The organism is Mesorhizobium sp. M7A.F.Ca.US.011.01.1.1, from assembly GCF_003998295.1.
GTDB lineage: Bacteria > Pseudomonadota > Alphaproteobacteria > Rhizobiales > Rhizobiaceae > Mesorhizobium.
Genome location: NZ_RZRT01000005.1, coordinates 40,729 through 56,966, shown reverse-complemented (window position 1 = coordinate 56,966; position 16,238 = coordinate 40,729). Strand labels below are relative to the sequence as shown.

The window sequence follows — 16,238 nt, the reverse complement described above, 5'->3', positions numbered from 1 at the left end:
CATGCGCCGGCTGGACAATATCGACATCCGCCTGCTGCGCGTTTTCGTGGCGCTGGCCGATTCAGGCGGGTTCGCCGCTGCGCAAATCACGCTCAACCTGTCACAGCCGACGCTGAGCACGCATCTGGCGGAATTGGAGAAACGCATCGGTGCCCAGCTCTGCCATCGCGGACGCAAGCAATTCCGCCTGACCGAGGTTGGACAGGCGACCTATGATGCGGCGCAGAAGCTGTTCCGCGACCTTGACGATTTCGGACATCGCATCAATGCAGCCAGCGGCAGCCTGTCGGGCCGCTTGCGGGTCGGCACGTCGGATGGGGTCTTCACCAGCGGCGAACTGGGTATCCAGCACGCCCTCAGCCGCTTTATGGGGCCCGATTCCGACGTCTTCATCGACCTTTCGGTGGGCACGCCGTCCGAACTCGAGCAACAAGTCGCCGATGGCGGTCGCGACGTCGTCATCGGGCCGCTGTCGCAGAAAGCTCCTGGGGTCGTCTATCGGGACTATTGCGGCGAACCGCATCTTCTCTATTGCGGCCGCCGGCACCCGCTCTTTGCAGTGCCCGATTCAAGGATCGATCAAGGCGCCGTCGACGCAGCGCGGTTCTCGGTGCGCAGCTATCGGCATTTCGACGACCTCTACCTGGTCGGCCATCCCAGGGCGAGTGCATCGGTCGTTCACATGGAAGCGCAGTTGATGCTGATCCTGTCGGGCAACTTCATCGGCTTTCTGCCGTGCCATTTTGCCGATCCCTGGATCACGGCCGGAGACATGCGGGCAATCAAGCCAAGGGCCTATTCGTTCAGTTCCATACACCGCGTCGCCTATCGCAAGACCGACGCCCAGCGCTCGCTCGTTCAGGCGTTTCTCGGCGCATTGTTCGATGCAACGCCCGTGGCAGGATAGGGCCACGAGCAAGCGCGCCTGCGGCGAAGATCAGGAAGGGGTTTGCAGGGCCTGCAATGACCGCGTCATGTTTTCCCGGGCTTGCGGTTCGAAACGCCGGCGAAACTCTTCGGTGTGGAAAATATGCGGGCGGGCGAGGAAGTTCTTCAAGACCGCACTGCGTCCGGCTCGCCACATCGGCTCCTCCACCCAGTGGTACTCGCGCCGCACGGCGCGCTCATAGGCGTCGAAGGCGTCCGGCGCGGCTCCCAGGATCGACAGGTCCATATCCAGAAAAAGACTTGCGTCCCGTATGGCCGCCGCGTCGTCGAACGGCGGCACCTGATGCGTGGCGGTGGCGACGATCATTGCCGAGATGCGGTCGAGACGTGAAGAATCCGCGCGGCCCGCCAGCTCTTTCTCGGCAAGGGCCGCACTTTGCGCCTCATTGTCCTTGGCCTTGCTGTCGTAGATGGCATCGTGGAACCAGATCGCCGCTTCGATCGCCTCGGGGTCGCCGAGCAACCTTCGATAGTCGCCAGCGAGCGCCAGCATTGCCTCGATATGGGAAAGGTTGTGATAGTGGCGGCCTGGCGCCCGGTAGAGAGCCGAAAGCTCGCTTTTCAGCGCGTCGTCGATCAAGGGTTCGTTTTTCATGGCTGCTTGAATTCCCGCGAACCAAATCCATTTGACAAAGCACTAAGGAAAATTGAGTTCAATCGTGCTATGATCTGGCTTATATGTGCGGCCAGGCAACAGGCAAGCACAACAGGCAAGCCAGGCAGGACGCAGGACCAGACGGCGATGAACAGCATCAGCATTTCCCGACACAGCGCATTGAAGCCGGTCGATCCAATCTGGCGTTCGATCCGCGACGAGGCCATGGAGGCTGTCAACCGCGATCCGCTGCTCGCTGCATTCCTTTATTCGACCATCCTCAACCAGGACAGCCTGGAGGAGGCGGTCATTCATCGGCTGGCCGAGCGGCTGGCGCACCAGGACATCGGCTCCGATCTCATCCGCCAGACGTTCAAGTCCATGCTGGCCGACGACAAGGAGTGGCCGACGACGGTGCGTGTCGACATCCAGGCCTATTACGATCGCGATCCGGCTTGCGACCGCTTCATCATGCCTGTGCTCTATTTCAAGGGCTTCCACGCCATCCAGACCCATCGGCTGGCGCATTGGCTGTGGAACCAGGGGCGCAAGGATTTCGCGCTCTATCTGCAGAGCCGCTCGTCCTCGGTCTTCCAGACCGACATCAACCCGGCCGCCCGCATCGGCAAGGGCATCTTCATCGACCACGCCACCGGCCTCGTGGTCGGGGAGACCGCGGTCATCGAGGACGACGTGTCGATCCTGCATGGCGTGACACTGGGCGGCACCGGCAAGGCCGGTGGCGACCGCCACCCCAAGATCCGCTACGGCGTGCTGATCGGCGCCGGCGCCAAGATCCTCGGTAACATCGAAATCGGCCATTGCTCGAAGATAGCGGCCGGCTCGGTGGTGCTGTCGCCGGTGCCGCACAACAAGACGGTTGCCGGCGTGCCGGCCCGCGTCGTCGGCGAGACCGGCTGCGATCAGCCGTCGCGCCAGATGGACCAGCTTCTGCCGTCGCAGACGATGGATCAGGTCGTCAGTTTCGACATCTGATTGTCATATGTCCGTTGCCTGCGGCCGTGGGCAGACATGGGCGATTGTTTCTCGCCCCAGGTCTGTTGAGATTCAGGTCAGGCCGAGCCGAAAATGGTGGGTTCCGAGAACCGGAGCGGAGCGTACGTTTGGGTACGTGAGCACCGGAAGCGCAGGAAACCGCCATTTGCAGGCCGGCCTCACGTGAATATCAACAGACCTTAATCAGGCCGCTTGCCTTTACATGGCCATTGTCGACGTGCCAGAAGCGCGTTCAAACGAGCAAGCCCGATGATCGGAGAAGACTGTTGAAGCCGGACGAAATCAGAAAGCTGGACGCCTATTTCAAGCGCGTCTTCCAGAACCCCAAGCTCGAGGTCAAGGCGCGGCCGCGCAAGGACGATTCGGCCGAGGTCTATGTCGGCGACGAATTCCTCGGCATCGTCTTCAAGGACGAGGACGACGGCGATTACAATTTCTCGATGGCGATCCTCGACATCGATCTGGCCTGAGCCAGCGATTTTGCGCTCGGCCGGCTCCGCCTCGAATGCGGCCGGCCGGACCTTCCGAGGCTTTCTTAATGTCCTGTTTTCAGGACGCGCGTGGCTTCAGTGGCGATTGCCGCGTCGAGCGCCTGCCAATCGCCCAGAAACTCCCTTGGGAAGCGATAGGTGAGGCTGAGCTCGTCGCCGACCTGAATGTCGCGCTCGCAAGGCGCCAGCGATTGGTCGGCACTCGGTCCGCTCAGGCAACGGGCCACGAACGGCTCCTTGCCGGGGCGATTGCCGACAACCAGAACCTCGTTCAGATAGCCTGATTTCTCGTTAAAACCATAAATCATCGTGCCACCAGGCCCGACAATGCCGGGTCGGGTGATCAACGCGCTGTAGATCGGCGCGAAGCGGCCACTCATGTCACGCGACATCATCTGCTGTTCGAAGGACAGAAAGACGATGTTCTTGACTGTGCCCGTGTGGTTGAAATCGTTGCGCGCCGGCTCGCTGTAGCCGTCCATCCGGGGATAGCGCAGATAGAGGTCGAGCCGCGAGGCGATGCCGTCGCGCCGGGCCTGGGCGAAACGGATGGCGTTGGCTGGGACCGTGATGACATTGTTGCCGATCACCACCTGGTGCACCGTTGCGTCGTCGGTGTATCCGGCCATGGCGATCGAATGGCCAAACCATTTGCCGGCAAGGCTGATCGCTGCCGAAAGCAGGGCCAGCACCGCGAATCCGTAGAGCACCCGCTTCATCAGCCTGGAATCGACCACGGTGAGTTCGTTGGCGAGCGCTGCCTGCTTCATCTCAGTCCTCGGATCTCGGGCCGCCCGTCCGCCTCCAGTGTCCCTGGGCGGCACACATCGCACGGCACGGCTCTTGCAGCCGGCATGGAACGACTGTGCAATTTCATGGTAAATGGAAAGTTAAGATGGGACCGCTGGAACTCACACTCTTTGCTTTTGCCGTCGGGTTGACGGCCTGCGGGCTGGCCGGATCGGCCATGGAACTGGTGTCGGGCCGCAAGGTCGCCTTCACCGAACCCTATGTGTCGCCGTCACATGTCTTGCGCTCGCTGCTCGCCACGGCCTGTGCCGGACCCTTCATGCTGGTCAACGATGCCATCGATGCCCGGCGTCAGCGCCGCATTTCAACGTTGGCGCTGATGTCCTGCGGCTGCACGGCAATTGCGTGGACCTTGGCGCTGGGCGTCGTCGTGCTTGCCATTGCCTCATGGACGGTCCGTCTCCTAGGGTCCGAGCTGCCAGGCTGAGACGATTCGGAGACCAGAAATGCCGCTTTATGCGATCGATGGAACAGAGCCCAGCTTCGCCGATGCCGACTCGAACTGGATCGCGCCCGATGCGACGCTGATCGGCGACGTCAGGGTCGGACGCAATGCCGGCTTCTGGTTCGGCGCCGTCATCCGCGGCGACAACGAGCCTATCGTCATCGGTGCCGACACCAATGTGCAGGAACATACGGTGATGCACACCGATCCCGGCTTCCCGCTGACGATCGGGGAGGGCTGCACGATCGGCCACCGCGCCTTGCTGCATGGCTGCACGATCGGCGATAACAGCCTGATCGGCATGGGCGCCATCGTGCTGAACGGCGCGAAAATCGGCAGGAATTCTCTGGTCGGCGCCGGTGCGCTGGTCACCGAAGGCAAGGAATTCCCGGATAATTCGCTGATCGTCGGTTCGCCTGCCAAGGCGATCAGGGTGCTGGACGACGCGGCCGTGGCAAGGTTGCGCGGCTCGGCGGCGCATTATGTCGCCAACGGCAAGCGCTTCAAGGCGGGGTTGAAGAAGGTCTGAGGCCGGTTTGGCCTATTCCTGTCGCCGACCGTCTTTATCGCGGCCCAACTCACCGTTGGAACCACGCCCGGCCATCGCATCGTGCAGCAATGAAGCACCTGCTTCAAAACCGGCAATTTCGGCCTCTTCCACGGCCGTCCTGTAATCATCGATGCGGGTTTCGAGTACCGGGTCGGCGCCCGCCACCAAAAGCAGGCGGATCGCATCGACGCTGCGGATTGCCACCGAATAGTGAAGCGGCGTCCAATCGTTCACGCCCCGCATGTTGGGGTCGGCGCCGCCGTCGATCAATACCCGCACGATGTCCAGCCTGTCGGCCCGGTCGGTGGACAGCGCCGCAATGATGGACGGAAACCCGCCGTGATCCCCGTAATTCGGATCCGAGCCAGCATCCAGCAAGGTCGAGATGAAACCGACGGGGCTCCAATAGATCGCATATTCCAGTGGGTGCCCGAGGCCGAGTTCAAACGGCATGCGCTCATCGAACCAGCGGGGCGAGCCGCCCAACGCCAGGCCGAGGCCCTCGAAGTCGCCGGCCTTGAAGGCATCGTCGATCGCCTTGAACAGGCGATGGCGCTCGCATCGATCTTCCGGGATTTCCAACATCGCCGTGATCCAGAAGGCGAAACTGACGGCCTATAGTGCCTCGATCTGCTGCCGGCGGAAAGGTGGTTGCGACGTTCTGATGCGCTCGTTGGGATATGTGGTCCCCTGGCCACCGCTACGCGGCTTTGTTTTTTGCTTTCTTCCCTGCCGTAGGCTTGGTCCGTATTCGCATGCCTCCACCCTTAGGGGTTTCGATTTCAAATGCATCCGTACTCCTCACCAGATCGCTCAGTTTGCTGAAGCCGTAGGTGCGAGGGTCAAAATCTGAAAACAGGTTTGACAGCTGCTTTCCAAATGTGCCGAGCAATACCCAACCATCCTCACTGTCCATCTGACCAATGACTTTCTTGAGTATGGGCATCGCAGCGCTGGACGATTGAAGCGGCTTGGCTGCAGGCGCGGTATCTTGAATGTTGGCCACGCCACGTAGAAGATTTTCGGTGTAGATGAAACGGCGGCATGCCTGCCGAAAACTCTCCGGTGTCTTCTGCTCGCCGAGCCCGAATACATCGACACCCTGTTCGCGAATGCGGGCGGCAAGCCGGGTGAAGTCGCTGTCGGAAGAAACCAGACAGAAACCGTCGAAACGACCGCTATGGAGTAGGTCCATAGCATCGATCACCAGGGTGATATCGGAAGCGTTCTTCCCAGTGGTGTAGGCGAACTGCTGCTGCGGGATGATTGCATGCTTCGACAAGACGTCCGCCCATGCCTTCGATCGGGCGTTTGAGAAGTCACCGTAGATGCGGCGGACGCTGGCTTCGCCGATCTTCGCGATCTCCTCGAACAGGCCGTCGACAATCTTGGCAGAAGCGTTGTCGGCGTCGATAAGAACCGCGAGGCGCGGCGATCGAGGTTCGGTCGGCATGCGACACTTCCTGTGGCTGGCGCGTTCTTGAGTTTCGAATTCTAGCTGGCGAAACCAGTGCGAGCTGCGGTTCCGCTACTTCACAGTTTTAGCAGAGGTGTGCGACAAACAGAAACCCAAGCTATTGGAATCGTGACATCGATCGCGATTTCAAAGAGCCTCCGCCAGAAATGGCGGAGCCGGCCCGGGGACGGGGCCGGCTCCTTTCACCCGGTCGTTGGGGACGGGGAGGGTGGGGACTCGACCGGGTTTCTCCTGAAGCGCCTCGCACTCACGCGGCGCGCTTGATCTCTGTTTTAGCGGACGCTGGCGACCGCGTCGGAGCGGCCGTCGTTGATCGTCACCCAAACGCCGGAATTCTGGTCCGACTGGCGCTTGAGATAGGTGTAGTCGGTGTCCGTCCAGGACAGGACCTTGGTCTCCAGATTGTCGAGGATGAATTCGCCCAGGCTGGTGCGCACGGTCAGCACCGCGTGGCCGTCGCCATTCGGCTGGCGCGCCACCGTCATCAGCAGATTGCCGGCGGGCACGCCCGCATCCATCAACTCGCGGCGCTTTTCCAGCGCGTAATCCTCGCAATCGCCATAGCCATTGGCCGGATAGGCCCAATATTCCTCGACACCGTAGTTTTCCATGTCGGTGCGTGGCTTGATCCGGGTGTTGACCGAATTGTTGATGTTGACGATCGTCGCCCACAATTTGCGGGTCAGTTCGACCGGCGCACCCTTCGGGGTCCGTTCGCTGCATTCGCCAGGAATGCGCTGGCAGAACTCATAATGGCCAACAGGCTGGGTGGTGCGTCCGCCGGTGTGCATATAGGTCGGTCCCGCGGCATATGCTGATCCCCAAGCGGAAAGCTGCATCGCCATTGCCACCAGCAACAGCTTGCCCCTCGTTTTCTTCATTGTTGTAGTCTCCCCGTTCGAAGGAGACATTGCCACATGTGGATTTATTTGACGCAAAAGCTCGAAGTAGATATTGAGTAAAACTCCAGTAGAATAAGCGTAAAATTTGAATCATTTGAGTATTAATTCGTTTGGACCTTGAGGCGCCAATCTCGGCGCGCGGAGGGCTCCAAGCCCCCGCCAAGAGTGGCCTAAGCATGCCGTCGAAAACAAAAAACCGGCCACAAGGGCCGGTTCCTGGAGTGTCGCTGTCGGGCCTGCTCAGGTGCGTGGCGTGTTGAATTCGGAATCGAGCGTTTCGGGGCGCTGGATCACAGCGAATTCGATGGCGACGCCGTCCTCGAAATGGCGGACGACCTGCCCGCGCATGGTGCCAAGCATGACCTGGATGCCGATCGCCGGTTTGACGTCGATCTCGACCGCGGCGCCGGAGAGCGAAAGGTCGATGATACGGCACTGGTACTGGCGGCCGTCGGTGAGCTGCAGCACGCTGGTCGGATTGCGCGGTGCGACGCGCTCGTGGCGCCGATCTTCCGGCAGGTCGAGTTCATGCTTGTTGGCGAGCCAAGTCAATTGCGCGGCCAGCTTGTCCTTCTTGCGATCCGACGCGATGACGGTCATCGCGAAGCCGTCCTGCAAGGTGCGCGTGACGACACCTTCGATGCGGCCGATATGATCGATGTAGGCGATGACTTTTTCGCCGGGCATGCCGATGCGATCAGTGCGAAACGCGACATTGCCCGGTGACATGTCGACGACCTGGCAGGGGTGCTCGGTGCGGTCTTCCAGCATGAAGCGCCCGTAAATCTTGACCCGGACGCGCTGAAAGTTACGCCTTTCAGCTTGGGACGGCGCATAGTCGACCGCCGCTGACCTCATGACTGCCTACACCCCGTTTGGCATCCCGCGCGTCGATGCGAGGAACTTCATCTGAGAAGTACAACAAAGCGGGTTAACAAAGGGGAAAAGCGGGCGCTTCAGGGTTTTCCTTTTTATGCATGTCGTTGCCCCAAAACCGCTGCGCAGTTTTAGGCGACATGCATCAAACCGCGAGATTGCGGACTATTCCTCGCGCCCGCCATCGAAGACGACAAGATGACGGATGCGGCGCGCCCGGCCGAGCGCCGAGATCGTCTCGGGTGCCCCAAGTTCATCGGGAACGAGCGAGGGAACATCGATCGCCGGGCGATTGTTCAGGAGCTCCTTCTCCGGATCGATGACGCGGATCGAATCGATCAACGCATCGGTGATCGGGTCGGCGCCCAGCCAGAAGGGCTTCTCCACGGCGCTGATGACGCCCAGGCAGCGTGGATTTTCGACGCCGCCGTCAAGCGGCAGGGCAAGCAGTTCGAACTTGTTGGAGCGCCCGTTGCGGCTAAAACCCTCATAGCTGATGAGCACGACCGACTTCTGCTCGAAGACGCCATGGATCAGGCGCGAGACGAGCCGCTGATCCTTCTCGCGCCACAGCGATGGAAAGGAAAACCCCTTGAGTTCGCGGCCGTAGCAGGCGCAAAGCCTCGTGCCGGCCAGCCGGAATACGGCCTGTCCGCGCGTGTCACGTTCCAGGATAAAGGTGTCGGCCAGCAGCGACTTGATGTCGGCCGGTTCGACCTCCGAACGCTTCGGGGCAGGGCGTCCGTCACGCAGGCGATTCCAATATTGGAACAGCGTGATCGATCCATTCTGGTTCATGCTATGCTGCTCCGCGCATTCTGTCGTCTGATGTCCCATCGGTGAACAGAAGGGCGCCCTCCGATGACCTACATGCGTTGCGGAGCAGGAAGCGTGCCAGCGTCGTTAACACTTGTTCACGGGTCGGGGCTGTTAAGGTTAACAAGTGGTTTACGTTGCATCGAAGCGAGCCCCGTGGCACAAAAAAACCACTCCAGAAGCGGTCGTTTCGCGACGATCGGCAGCACTTCAGTCAGAGTTTTAGGGGAGCAGGGGGCTCGACCAGCCGTTCAGGGGAAACCTTGAACGGCTTCTTTTTTGATTCGCGCCGCGGCGATTCGCGGTTTGCGGTTCGGTCCGCGGTGATCTAGATGCTCGAACCCCGAATCCCGCAGTGAGTGCAATTTCAGATGAGTGAACCGGCAACTCCCTCGGAAGTCGACCCGGTCGAGGGCGCGCCCGAGCCCCGGCGCGAGCCGGTGTTCAACCTGCCGCCCGTCGTGCTGGCGGTGATCGGCATCTGCGTCGCCCTCTATCTGTTGCAGCAATATGTGTTGAGCCAATCTCAGCAGATGACATTGCTGTATGACGGGGCCTTCATCCCCGTTCTCTACACCGGGCAATACGGCTTCGACTGGTTCCTGTTTTCGCGGCCCTTCACCTACGCCTTCATGCATGGCGGCTTTGCCCATATCGCCATCAACATGGTGTGGCTCGCCGCGTTTGGTTCACCATTGGCAAACCGTCTGGGAACGCTGTGGTTCGCGCTTTTCTTTGCCGCAACCGGGTTGGCTTCGGTCGCGCTTTTCTGGGCGGTGCATCCCTATGGTGAAGCGCCGCTTGTCGGCGCTTCTGGCGCGATCTCCGGCATGATGGGGGCTGCGGCGCGTTTTGGCTTCCGCACCGACCGTTCGGCCGGCAAAGCCGCCTTCGCCGGCCCTGTGCTGCCGATCGCATTCGTATTGCGCTTGCGCGGCGTCGTGATCTTCCTCGCCATGTGGATGGTCATCAATCTCGCCACCGGCCTGCTCGGGTTTGCCCCAGGGGTAGATGGTCAGATCGCCTGGGAGGCCCATATTGGCGGCTTTGTCGCGGGCTTCTTCGGCTTGCGTTGGTTCGACAGGCGATGGCTGGCGCCTGAATGGGAGACGACCGACCACCGCACTTGAAATGCAACCGATCACGGCGCACGATGTTCACTCTTACGTGAAGGCCGGTCAGGGCAGGAACCGGCAGGCAAAGCAGAGGAGGACGCCATGACGGTTAAGGCAATTCTCGAGAGAAAAGGCCATGACGTGTTGACGCTCGGGCCGAACGAAAAGCTGAGCGAAGCCATCCGCATCCTGGCAGAGCACAAGATCGGTGCGCTGGTCATCACCAATGGCGATCGCAAAATCGTCGGCATCCTGTCAGAGCGCGACATCGTGCGGGTCGTCGCCCGCGAAGGTGGAGCCGCGCTGGATATCGCCGTGCGTTCGGCGATGACGCCGAAGGTGAAGATCTGCAACGAAAACCATACCGTCAACGAGGTGATGGAGATCATGACCCGGGGCCGCTTCCGCCATCTGCCGGTGGAGAAGGACGGCATGCTCGATGGCATCGTGTCCATCGGCGACGTGGTCAAGCGCCGGATCGAGGATGTCGAGCGCGAGGCCGACGAGATCAGGGCCTACATCGCCACCGCCTGAGCGGTTAGGCGAACCGCCGGCCGGAGAACCGACCGGCGGAACTTGCCGCCGAGAAGGCGGAAAACGCCAGTTCGCGGCTTTACGCTTGTCTCTTTTGGCGGTTTGCACTAGCGAATGACTTCACGTTCGACGTGAAATTCACGTTCAAACGTGAAATCAGTCACCGCAATTCGCAGGCCGCCATGTCCCTTATCGACACCCGTACTCCTGACGCAAAACGCCTGATCCCCGGCGCAACCGGCGACTGGGAGATCATCATCGGCCTCGAGGTCCATGCGCAGGTCACTTCGGAAGCAAAGCTGTTTTCGGGCGCCTCGACGGCCTTCGGCGCGCCGCCTAACGCCAATGTCAGCCTGGTCGATGCGGCGATGCCGGGCATGCTGCCGGTCATCAACGAGGAATGCGTCAAGCAGGCGATCCGTACCGGCCTGGGGCTGAAGGCGCAGATCAACCACAAGTCGGTCTTCGATCGGAAGAACTACTTTTATCCCGACCTGCCGCAGGGCTACCAGATCTCGCAGTTCAAGCAGCCGATCGTCGGCGAGGGCACGGTCATCGTTTCGGTCGGCCCGGACCGCCAGGGCGAATTCGAGGACATCGAGGTCGGCATCGAGCGGCTGCATCTGGAGCAGGATGCCGGCAAGTCGATGCACGACCAGCATGCGACCATGTCCTATGTCGATCTCAACCGCTCCGGCGTGGCGCTGATGGAGATCGTCTCCAAGCCGGACATGCGCTCGGCCGACGAAGCCAAGGCTTATGTCACCAAGCTGCGCACCATCGTCCGCTATCTCGGCACCTGCGACGGCAACATGGACGAAGGTTCGATGCGCGCCGACGTCAACGTTTCGGTGCGCAAGCCGGGCGGCGAGTTCGGCACGCGTTGCGAGATCAAGAACGTCAACTCGATCCGCTTCATCGGCCAGGCCATCGACTACGAGGCGCGCAGGCAGATCGCCATCCTCGAGGATGGCGGCAAGATCGATCAGGAGACGCGGCTGTTCGACGCCGTCAAGGGCGAGACGCGCTCGATGCGCTCCAAGGAAGAGGCGCATGATTACCGCTACTTCCCCGATCCCGACCTTTTGCCGCTGGAATTCGACCAGGCCTATGTCGATGCGCTGGCCAAGGAATTGCCGGAACTGCCGGACGACAAGAAGGCGCGGCTGATCGCGTCGCTCGGCCTGTCCGTCTATGACGCCTCGATCCTGGTTTCGGAAAAGCCGATCGCCGACTATTTCGAAAAGGTGGCCGCCGGCCGCGACGGCAAGCTTGCCGCCAATTGGGTCATCAACGATCTGCTGGGACAACTGAACAAGGCGGGCAAGGACATTGAAAATGCTCCGGTTTCGCCCGACCAGCTCGGAGCGGTCATCGACCTGATCAAGGATGGCACCATTTCCGGCAAGATCGCCAAGGACCTGTTCGAGATCGTCTGGAACGAGGGCGGCGATCCGCGGCAGCTGGTCGAGAGCCGTGGCATGAAGCAGGTCACCGACACCGGCGCCATCGAGAAGGCCGTCGACGACGTTATCGCCGCCAACCCTGACAAGGTCGAACAGGCGCGCGCCAAGCCGAGCATGGCCGGCTGGTTCGTCGGCCAAGTAATGAAGGCGACCGGCGGCAAGGCCAACCCGCAAGCCGTCAACGACCTCGTCAAGGCCAAGCTGGGCATCGAGTAGCGCCGTGTTCGTCCGCACCGCAGGTGAACGCGACCTTGCCGCTGTGCGGACGCTGCTGGTGGAAACCTGGCATGCGACCTATGACACCATTTATGGCGCTGCCAAAGTCACCGAGATCACCGACGAATGGCACTCGATCGCTTCGCTCCGCTCGCGGCTGACGCGGCCCAACTCGGAATTCCTGGTGGCCGATGACGGCAAGCGGATCGGCGGCATGGCTTTCGCCGCCGCCACCGCCGATGCGAAAATCATCCTGTTGAACCAGCTCTACGTCCATCCGGACTGCCAGCGGCGGGGGATCGGGCAAGCACTGCTCGACGAGGTCGAAGCCAGTTTCCCGGAAGCGCGAACGCTGCGCGTCGAGGTCGAGGAAGCCAATGCCGGTGCCATCGCCTTCTATCGGTCAAAAGGGTTCTTGCCTGTCAGTGCCGCGGAGGAGTCCCGTGATACCTCAAGGCCGACGACGCTGAGTTTCGCGAAGTCGCTGGGATAGACCACCGGATGAATAGAGCGATCAAGCCATGCGTCATCGCGGCGTTTGCTGTGCCGGCTCACGACGGATATGCAAGGGCATGACCAAACTGTCCCGCATTACAGCGCTGGCGCTGCTCGCCATCATCATTTTCGCGACCTTGTCGCCGATCCAGATGCGGCCGCACCTCGCTGAAGCGAATGTCGAGCGTGCCTTGGCTTATGTCCTGCTGGGCTTCGCCCTGGCGATCGGCTTTCCCAACCGACTGTATCAGGTCGTGATCTTCGTGGCTGTGACCGCCGGCATGCTGGAACTGCTTCAGCTCATTGATCCCGGTCGCCATGCACGCCTCATCGATGCATTGGTGAAAGCCCTTGCCGGGGTGGTTGGGACCGTGGCGGGACACCTGATCGTCAGGGCCGGCGGACAAAAGAGCGAGAGCTAGGCGCGACAGCAATCCGCCGCGGAGGATCGAGCCTTCGCTAGGCAGCGGGAACGCCCACATTGTCGATCAGCCTGGTCTTGCCGAGCCATGCTGCCGCGAGAAGACGCCCTTCGCGGTTTCGGCGCCATGGCGCAAGCGTCAGGCTTTGGCGTGCCTCGACATAGTCGACTTTTTGAAAACCGGCGGCGATGAGGGCGCGGCTGGCCTCTTCTGTTGCGTCGCTCTGGCCGGCGCCTGCCGCCAGGGCCGCAGCCGTATTGCGCAATATCACGTTGAGTTGGCGGGCGATCTTCAGTTCGGCCTCATCGAGATAGGCGTTGCGTGACGACATGGCGAGACCATGCGCGTCGCGGATCGTCGGCGCGCCGATGATCTCGACAGGCAGGTCGAGGTCGCGGCAGAGTTGCCTCACCACGCAAAGTTGCTGGTAATCCTTCTCGCCGAAGACTGCACAGTCGGGCGTTGCCTGCAGCAGGAGCTTTGCCACCACGGTCGCGACGCCGTCGAAAAAGGTCGGCCGAAAGTCCGATTCGAGCCCGGCGGAGGGGCCACCGACCGAGATTTTGGTGGCGAAGCCGGCAGGATACATCTCGCCAACCGTCGGTGTGAAGGCAAGGTCGGCCTTTGCGACGCCCAGCCGGTCGAGGTCGCGCGCGAGCTGGCGCGGGTACTTGTCGAGGTCTTCGCTCGGCGCGAACTGTGTCGGGTTGACGAAGATCGACACGACGCAGCGCTCGGCTTTTTGGAGCGCGATCCTGACCAGCGAGATGTGTCCGTCATGCAGTGCACCCATGGTCGGCACCATGGCGACACGAAGGCCATCGCGCCGCCAATCATGGATTTGCGCGCGAAGTGCGGCAACGCTGTCGACGACCACGGGTTGTCTCATGCGTCATCCCTGTTCTTTGTCGCCGAAAAGACATGGCCGGGGCCCGGGAATGTCCGGTTTCGCACGTCTGCTGCATAGCTCTTTGCGGCATGCGAGATCACGCTGCGCAGATCGGCGTATTCCTTGACGAATTTCGGCACGCGATCGACGGTCAGCCCAACCATGTCGTCGATGACCAGGATCTGGCCATCGCAGTCGCCGCTGGCACCGATGCCGATGGTTGGAATGGCGAGGCGGCGGGTGATATCGGCGGCGACCGTCTCGACCGTGCCTTCGATGACCACCGAGAATGCGCCGGCGCTTTCAACCGCAAGCGCATCGCCAAGCAATGCCGCAACAGCCTCCTCGGTGCGGCCCTTGATCTTGTAGCCGCCGTCTTTTTCGATCGATTGCGGCTGCAGGCCGATGTGACCCATAACCGGAATGCCGGCGGCGACGATGGCCGCGATCTGGCTGGTCATGTCGAGGCCGCCTTCGAGCTTCACCGCCTGGCAGCCGGTTTCGTCGACGACGCGTCGCGCCGAAGCGACGGCTTGCGCTGCCGTTGCCTCATAGCTGCCGGCCGGCAGGTCGACGACGACGCAGGCATTTGCCGAGCCGCGCATCACGGCTTGCCCATGTGCGATCATCATCTCCAGCGAGGCGCCCAGCGTCGTCTTGTGGCCATGCAGGACCATGGCGACACTGTCGCCGACCAGAAGCAGGTCGACATGGTGATCGAGCAGACGGGCGATGGGATAGGTATAGGCGGTCAGGCAAACGATCGGCGTGCCGCCCTTGCGGTGGCGAATCGCCTCGGCGCTGATGCGAATGTCGGTGGTCGGCAATTCCGTGGCCAATCGTCACCTCTTCGGCCTGCAGCCGGGTTGGATACCCCGCATGGCGCGCAGAGCTTTAGAAATACCGCAAAGGCTTGGCAAGCGCCCATCCTGTCGCCCGGAAAAATCACAGGCTTGTGTCGGGTTTCCGGCAAGCCATTTGCGCGCACGCCGTGGCAAAAGCCTTGCCTTCGGCAAGGCCTAACGCCATAAGCAGGAAAACAGGCGCTGCCGGCGCGAGGGTTTTGAAATGAAGACTTTCCTTACGCAGTTTTTCACCTGGTGGAACAGCCAGACGATAGGAACCCGCCTGCATACTTGGCGGTACGGCAAGAAGGTCGGCCAGGACGAGACCGGCAATTTCTACTACGAAGGCGGGATCGATTCGGAAGGCCGCACGCGCCGTTGGGTCATCTACCGCAACTATTCGGAAGCTTCGGCGATACCGCCCGGCTGGCACGGCTGGATGCACCACCGCGTCGACGTCGCGCCGTCCAGCGAGGACTACAAGCCGCGCGACTGGCAGAAGCCGCATCAGCCCAATCTGACCGGCAGCCCGGCGGCTTATCACCCAAAGGGCTCGGTGCTGACCAATCAGCACCGCCCGCAGGTCACCGGCGACTACGATGCCTGGACACCCGGGTCGTAGCGACAGGGTGCAAGCCGGTCCTTTATCGCCACAATTGGTGTTTAGCTGCTTGCTGATCAGAAAACGGCGACTAGCCTTGGCGATCGACAGAATCACCCGGGCGCGAACCACCGGTATCTTTGCATGAGCTTTTCTTACTCAATATCGGCCAGTCTGGCGCTAGCCGCCGGTCTTGCCGTCAGCACCGTGGCCTTCGCCGCTTCGCCTGAGCCCGCGGCACCCGCGCCGGCGCCGCCCGCGGGAGCGGACCGGGTTACCAATGCCGTTGCCGAGTTTGCCGGTATCGACAAGATCACCGGCCGCATCATCACCTTCGATGTCTATATCGACGAGACGGTGCAGTTCGGTGCTTTGCAGGTGACGCCGCGCGTCTGCTATTCACGGCCGCAGACCGAAGAGCCGAAGACCGATTCCTTCGTCGAGGTCGACGAGATCACGCTGGACCGCAAGATCCGCCGCATCTTCACCGGCTGGATGTTTGCCGAAAGCCCCGGCCTCAATGCCGTCGAGCATGCCGTCTATGACGTCTGGCTGAAGGCTTGCAAGCAGAAGTCGGATGTGCCGGCGCCCGAGGCAGAGTCGACCAAAGCCGAGGTGCCCAAGCCCGCCGCGGCCAAACCGAAAGCCGCGACCGCTCCGGACGTGACAGAGCCTGGCGTGACGGAGCCGGACGCTTCGGACCCCGATACGACCGACACCAACTGATC

21 protein-coding genes are annotated in these 16,238 nt (G+C 61.6%); 12 read left to right on the top strand and 9 right to left on the bottom strand.

Translation table 11 applies throughout. The features are described 5' to 3' along the window. Position 1: 1 nt before the first annotated feature. Complete coding sequence (locus EOA13_RS08780; RefSeq protein ID WP_127291447.1) at positions 2–907, top strand: LysR family transcriptional regulator; 906 nt, start codon at positions 2–4, stop codon at positions 905–907. 30 nt (positions 908–937) lie between these two features. Here EOA13_RS08780 and EOA13_RS38600 read toward each other — a convergent pair whose 3' ends face one another. After that, positions 938–1,543: a hypothetical protein gene (locus EOA13_RS38600; protein ID WP_245490333.1), complete on the bottom strand. Its 606-nt coding sequence runs from the start codon at positions 1,541–1,543 to the stop codon at positions 938–940. A 147-nt stretch (positions 1,544–1,690) separates the two neighbouring features. Between EOA13_RS38600 and cysE the strand changes: the two genes are divergently transcribed. Together cysE and EOA13_RS08765 are read left to right on the top strand one after the other, a co-directional pair. Then, complete coding sequence (cysE, locus tag EOA13_RS08770; RefSeq protein WP_013531333.1) at positions 1,691–2,539, top strand: serine O-acetyltransferase; 849 nt, start codon at positions 1,691–1,693, stop codon at positions 2,537–2,539. A gap of 287 nt (positions 2,540–2,826) precedes the next feature. Further along, on the top strand, positions 2,827–3,030 hold the full coding sequence (locus tag EOA13_RS08765; RefSeq protein ID WP_013531334.1) for a DUF3126 family protein: 204 nt from the start codon (positions 2,827–2,829) through the stop codon (positions 3,028–3,030). Positions 3,031–3,095: 65 nt separating this feature from the next. Here the strand turns inward: EOA13_RS08765 and EOA13_RS08760 are convergent, their stop codons facing one another. Next, entirely contained in the window at positions 3,096–3,821 is a 726-nt protein-coding gene (locus EOA13_RS08760) for a hypothetical protein (protein WP_127291445.1), read from the bottom strand. Between the two features lie 125 nt (positions 3,822–3,946). Here EOA13_RS08760 and EOA13_RS08755 point away from each other — a divergent pair, with 125 nt between their 5' ends. Beyond that, a complete protein-coding gene (locus EOA13_RS08755; protein ID WP_127291442.1) occupies positions 3,947–4,288 on the top strand; it encodes a hypothetical protein in 342 nt (113 codons plus the stop codon). Between the two features lie 19 nt (positions 4,289–4,307). Beyond that, a complete protein-coding gene (locus EOA13_RS08750) occupies positions 4,308–4,835 on the top strand; it encodes a gamma carbonic anhydrase family protein (protein WP_127291439.1) in 528 nt (175 codons plus the stop codon). 12 nt (positions 4,836–4,847) lie between these two features. Here EOA13_RS08750 and EOA13_RS08745 read toward each other — a convergent pair whose 3' ends face one another. The 5 genes from EOA13_RS08745 to EOA13_RS08725 form a co-directional block, all read right to left on the bottom strand. After that, positions 4,848–5,441 carry an ankyrin repeat domain-containing protein gene (locus EOA13_RS08745; protein ID WP_127291437.1) on the bottom strand — a complete coding sequence of 198 codons (594 nt, stop codon included), beginning with the start codon at positions 5,439–5,441 and terminating at the stop codon, positions 4,848–4,850. A gap of 115 nt (positions 5,442–5,556) precedes the next feature. Continuing rightward, entirely contained in the window at positions 5,557–6,309 is a 753-nt protein-coding gene (locus EOA13_RS08740; protein ID WP_127291434.1) for an NYN domain-containing protein, read from the bottom strand. Positions 6,310–6,605: 296 nt separating this feature from the next. Next, positions 6,606–7,214, bottom strand: a complete 609-nt coding sequence (locus tag EOA13_RS08735) for a transglutaminase-like cysteine peptidase (protein WP_127291432.1) — start codon at positions 7,212–7,214, stop codon at positions 6,606–6,608. 261 nt (positions 7,215–7,475) lie between these two features. Next, positions 7,476–8,093 (bottom strand): PilZ domain-containing protein, encoded by a 618-nt coding sequence (locus EOA13_RS08730; protein WP_127291429.1) that lies wholly within the window; start codon positions 8,091–8,093, stop codon positions 7,476–7,478. A gap of 183 nt (positions 8,094–8,276) precedes the next feature. Beyond that, positions 8,277–8,909 (bottom strand): PAS domain-containing protein, encoded by a 633-nt coding sequence (locus EOA13_RS08725; RefSeq protein ID WP_023812148.1) that lies wholly within the window; start codon positions 8,907–8,909, stop codon positions 8,277–8,279. Between the two features lie 389 nt (positions 8,910–9,298). Between EOA13_RS08725 and EOA13_RS08720 the strand changes: the two genes are divergently transcribed. The 5 genes from EOA13_RS08720 (at position 9,299) to EOA13_RS08700 (ending at position 13,175) form a co-directional block, all read left to right on the top strand. Next, complete coding sequence (locus EOA13_RS08720; RefSeq protein ID WP_127291426.1) at positions 9,299–10,057, top strand: rhomboid family intramembrane serine protease; 759 nt, start codon at positions 9,299–9,301, stop codon at positions 10,055–10,057. Between the two features lie 87 nt (positions 10,058–10,144). After that, positions 10,145–10,576, top strand: a complete 432-nt coding sequence (locus tag EOA13_RS08715; RefSeq protein WP_023812142.1) for a CBS domain-containing protein — start codon at positions 10,145–10,147, stop codon at positions 10,574–10,576. A gap of 182 nt (positions 10,577–10,758) precedes the next feature. Next, positions 10,759–12,258: an Asp-tRNA(Asn)/Glu-tRNA(Gln) amidotransferase subunit GatB gene (gatB, locus tag EOA13_RS08710; RefSeq protein WP_127291423.1), complete on the top strand. Its 1,500-nt coding sequence runs from the start codon at positions 10,759–10,761 to the stop codon at positions 12,256–12,258. A 4-nt stretch (positions 12,259–12,262) separates the two neighbouring features. Then, positions 12,263–12,751 (top strand): GNAT family N-acetyltransferase, encoded by a 489-nt coding sequence (locus EOA13_RS08705; protein ID WP_127291421.1) that lies wholly within the window; start codon positions 12,263–12,265, stop codon positions 12,749–12,751. Between the two features lie 79 nt (positions 12,752–12,830). Continuing rightward, positions 12,831–13,175, top strand: coding sequence for a hypothetical protein (locus EOA13_RS08700; protein WP_164780028.1), 345 nt, complete (start codon positions 12,831–12,833; stop codon positions 13,173–13,175). Positions 13,176–13,212: 37 nt separating this feature from the next. Here EOA13_RS08700 and panC read toward each other — a convergent pair whose 3' ends face one another. Then, on the bottom strand, positions 13,213–14,064 hold the full coding sequence (gene panC, locus EOA13_RS08695) for a pantoate--beta-alanine ligase (RefSeq protein WP_127291418.1): 852 nt from the start codon (positions 14,062–14,064) through the stop codon (positions 13,213–13,215). Further along, complete coding sequence (gene panB, locus EOA13_RS08690) at positions 14,061–14,903, bottom strand: 3-methyl-2-oxobutanoate hydroxymethyltransferase (protein WP_127291416.1); 843 nt, start codon at positions 14,901–14,903, stop codon at positions 14,061–14,063. Before panB ends, panC begins: the two co-directional genes overlap by 4 nt. Positions 14,904–15,132: 229 nt before the next feature. On the opposite strand from panB, the gene EOA13_RS08685 reads away from it, so the two are divergent. Both EOA13_RS08685 and EOA13_RS08680 read left to right on the top strand, forming a co-directional pair. After that, on the top strand, positions 15,133–15,531 hold the full coding sequence (locus EOA13_RS08685) for an NADH:ubiquinone oxidoreductase subunit NDUFA12 (RefSeq protein ID WP_127291413.1): 399 nt from the start codon (positions 15,133–15,135) through the stop codon (positions 15,529–15,531). A gap of 123 nt (positions 15,532–15,654) precedes the next feature. Further along, positions 15,655–16,236: a DUF2155 domain-containing protein gene (locus EOA13_RS08680; RefSeq protein ID WP_127291411.1), complete on the top strand. Its 582-nt coding sequence runs from the start codon at positions 15,655–15,657 to the stop codon at positions 16,234–16,236. The last annotated feature ends 2 nt before the right edge of the window (positions 16,237–16,238 follow it).

Excerpts from the sequence above, each read along its gene's own strand:
- EOA13_RS08755 (WP_127291442.1), top strand. The coding sequence starts at position 3,947 with ATGGGACCGCTGGAACTCACACTCTTTGCTTTTGCCGTCGGGTTGACG.
- EOA13_RS08680 (WP_127291411.1), top strand. The coding sequence starts at position 15,655 with ATGAGCTTTTCTTACTCAATATCGGCCAGTCTGGCGCTAGCCGCCGGT.
- cysE (WP_013531333.1), top strand. The coding sequence starts at position 1,691 with ATGAACAGCATCAGCATTTCCCGACACAGCGCATTGAAGCCGGTCGAT.
- EOA13_RS38600 (WP_245490333.1), bottom strand. The coding sequence starts at position 1,543 with ATGAAAAACGAACCCTTGATCGACGACGCGCTGAAAAGCGAGCTTTCG.
- EOA13_RS08685 (WP_127291413.1), top strand. The coding sequence starts at position 15,133 with ATGAAGACTTTCCTTACGCAGTTTTTCACCTGGTGGAACAGCCAGACG.
- EOA13_RS08720 (WP_127291426.1), top strand. The coding sequence starts at position 9,299 with ATGAGTGAACCGGCAACTCCCTCGGAAGTCGACCCGGTCGAGGGCGCG.
- EOA13_RS08760 (WP_127291445.1), bottom strand. The coding sequence starts at position 3,821 with ATGAAGCAGGCAGCGCTCGCCAACGAACTCACCGTGGTCGATTCCAGG.
- EOA13_RS08750 (WP_127291439.1), top strand. The coding sequence starts at position 4,308 with ATGCCGCTTTATGCGATCGATGGAACAGAGCCCAGCTTCGCCGATGCC.
- panC (WP_127291418.1), bottom strand. The coding sequence starts at position 14,064 with ATGAGACAACCCGTGGTCGTCGACAGCGTTGCCGCACTTCGCGCGCAA.
- EOA13_RS08700 (WP_164780028.1), top strand. The coding sequence starts at position 12,831 with ATGACCAAACTGTCCCGCATTACAGCGCTGGCGCTGCTCGCCATCATC.
- EOA13_RS08725 (WP_023812148.1), bottom strand. The coding sequence starts at position 8,909 with ATGAACCAGAATGGATCGATCACGCTGTTCCAATATTGGAATCGCCTG.
- EOA13_RS08715 (WP_023812142.1), top strand. The coding sequence starts at position 10,145 with ATGACGGTTAAGGCAATTCTCGAGAGAAAAGGCCATGACGTGTTGACG.
- EOA13_RS08745 (WP_127291437.1), bottom strand. The coding sequence starts at position 5,441 with ATGTTGGAAATCCCGGAAGATCGATGCGAGCGCCATCGCCTGTTCAAG.
- gatB (WP_127291423.1), top strand. The coding sequence starts at position 10,759 with ATGTCCCTTATCGACACCCGTACTCCTGACGCAAAACGCCTGATCCCC.
- EOA13_RS08735 (WP_127291432.1), bottom strand. The coding sequence starts at position 7,214 with ATGAAGAAAACGAGGGGCAAGCTGTTGCTGGTGGCAATGGCGATGCAG.
- EOA13_RS08740 (WP_127291434.1), bottom strand. The coding sequence starts at position 6,309 with ATGCCGACCGAACCTCGATCGCCGCGCCTCGCGGTTCTTATCGACGCC.
- EOA13_RS08730 (WP_127291429.1), bottom strand. The coding sequence starts at position 8,093 with ATGAGGTCAGCGGCGGTCGACTATGCGCCGTCCCAAGCTGAAAGGCGT.
- EOA13_RS08780 (WP_127291447.1), top strand. The coding sequence starts at position 2 with ATGCGCCGGCTGGACAATATCGACATCCGCCTGCTGCGCGTTTTCGTG.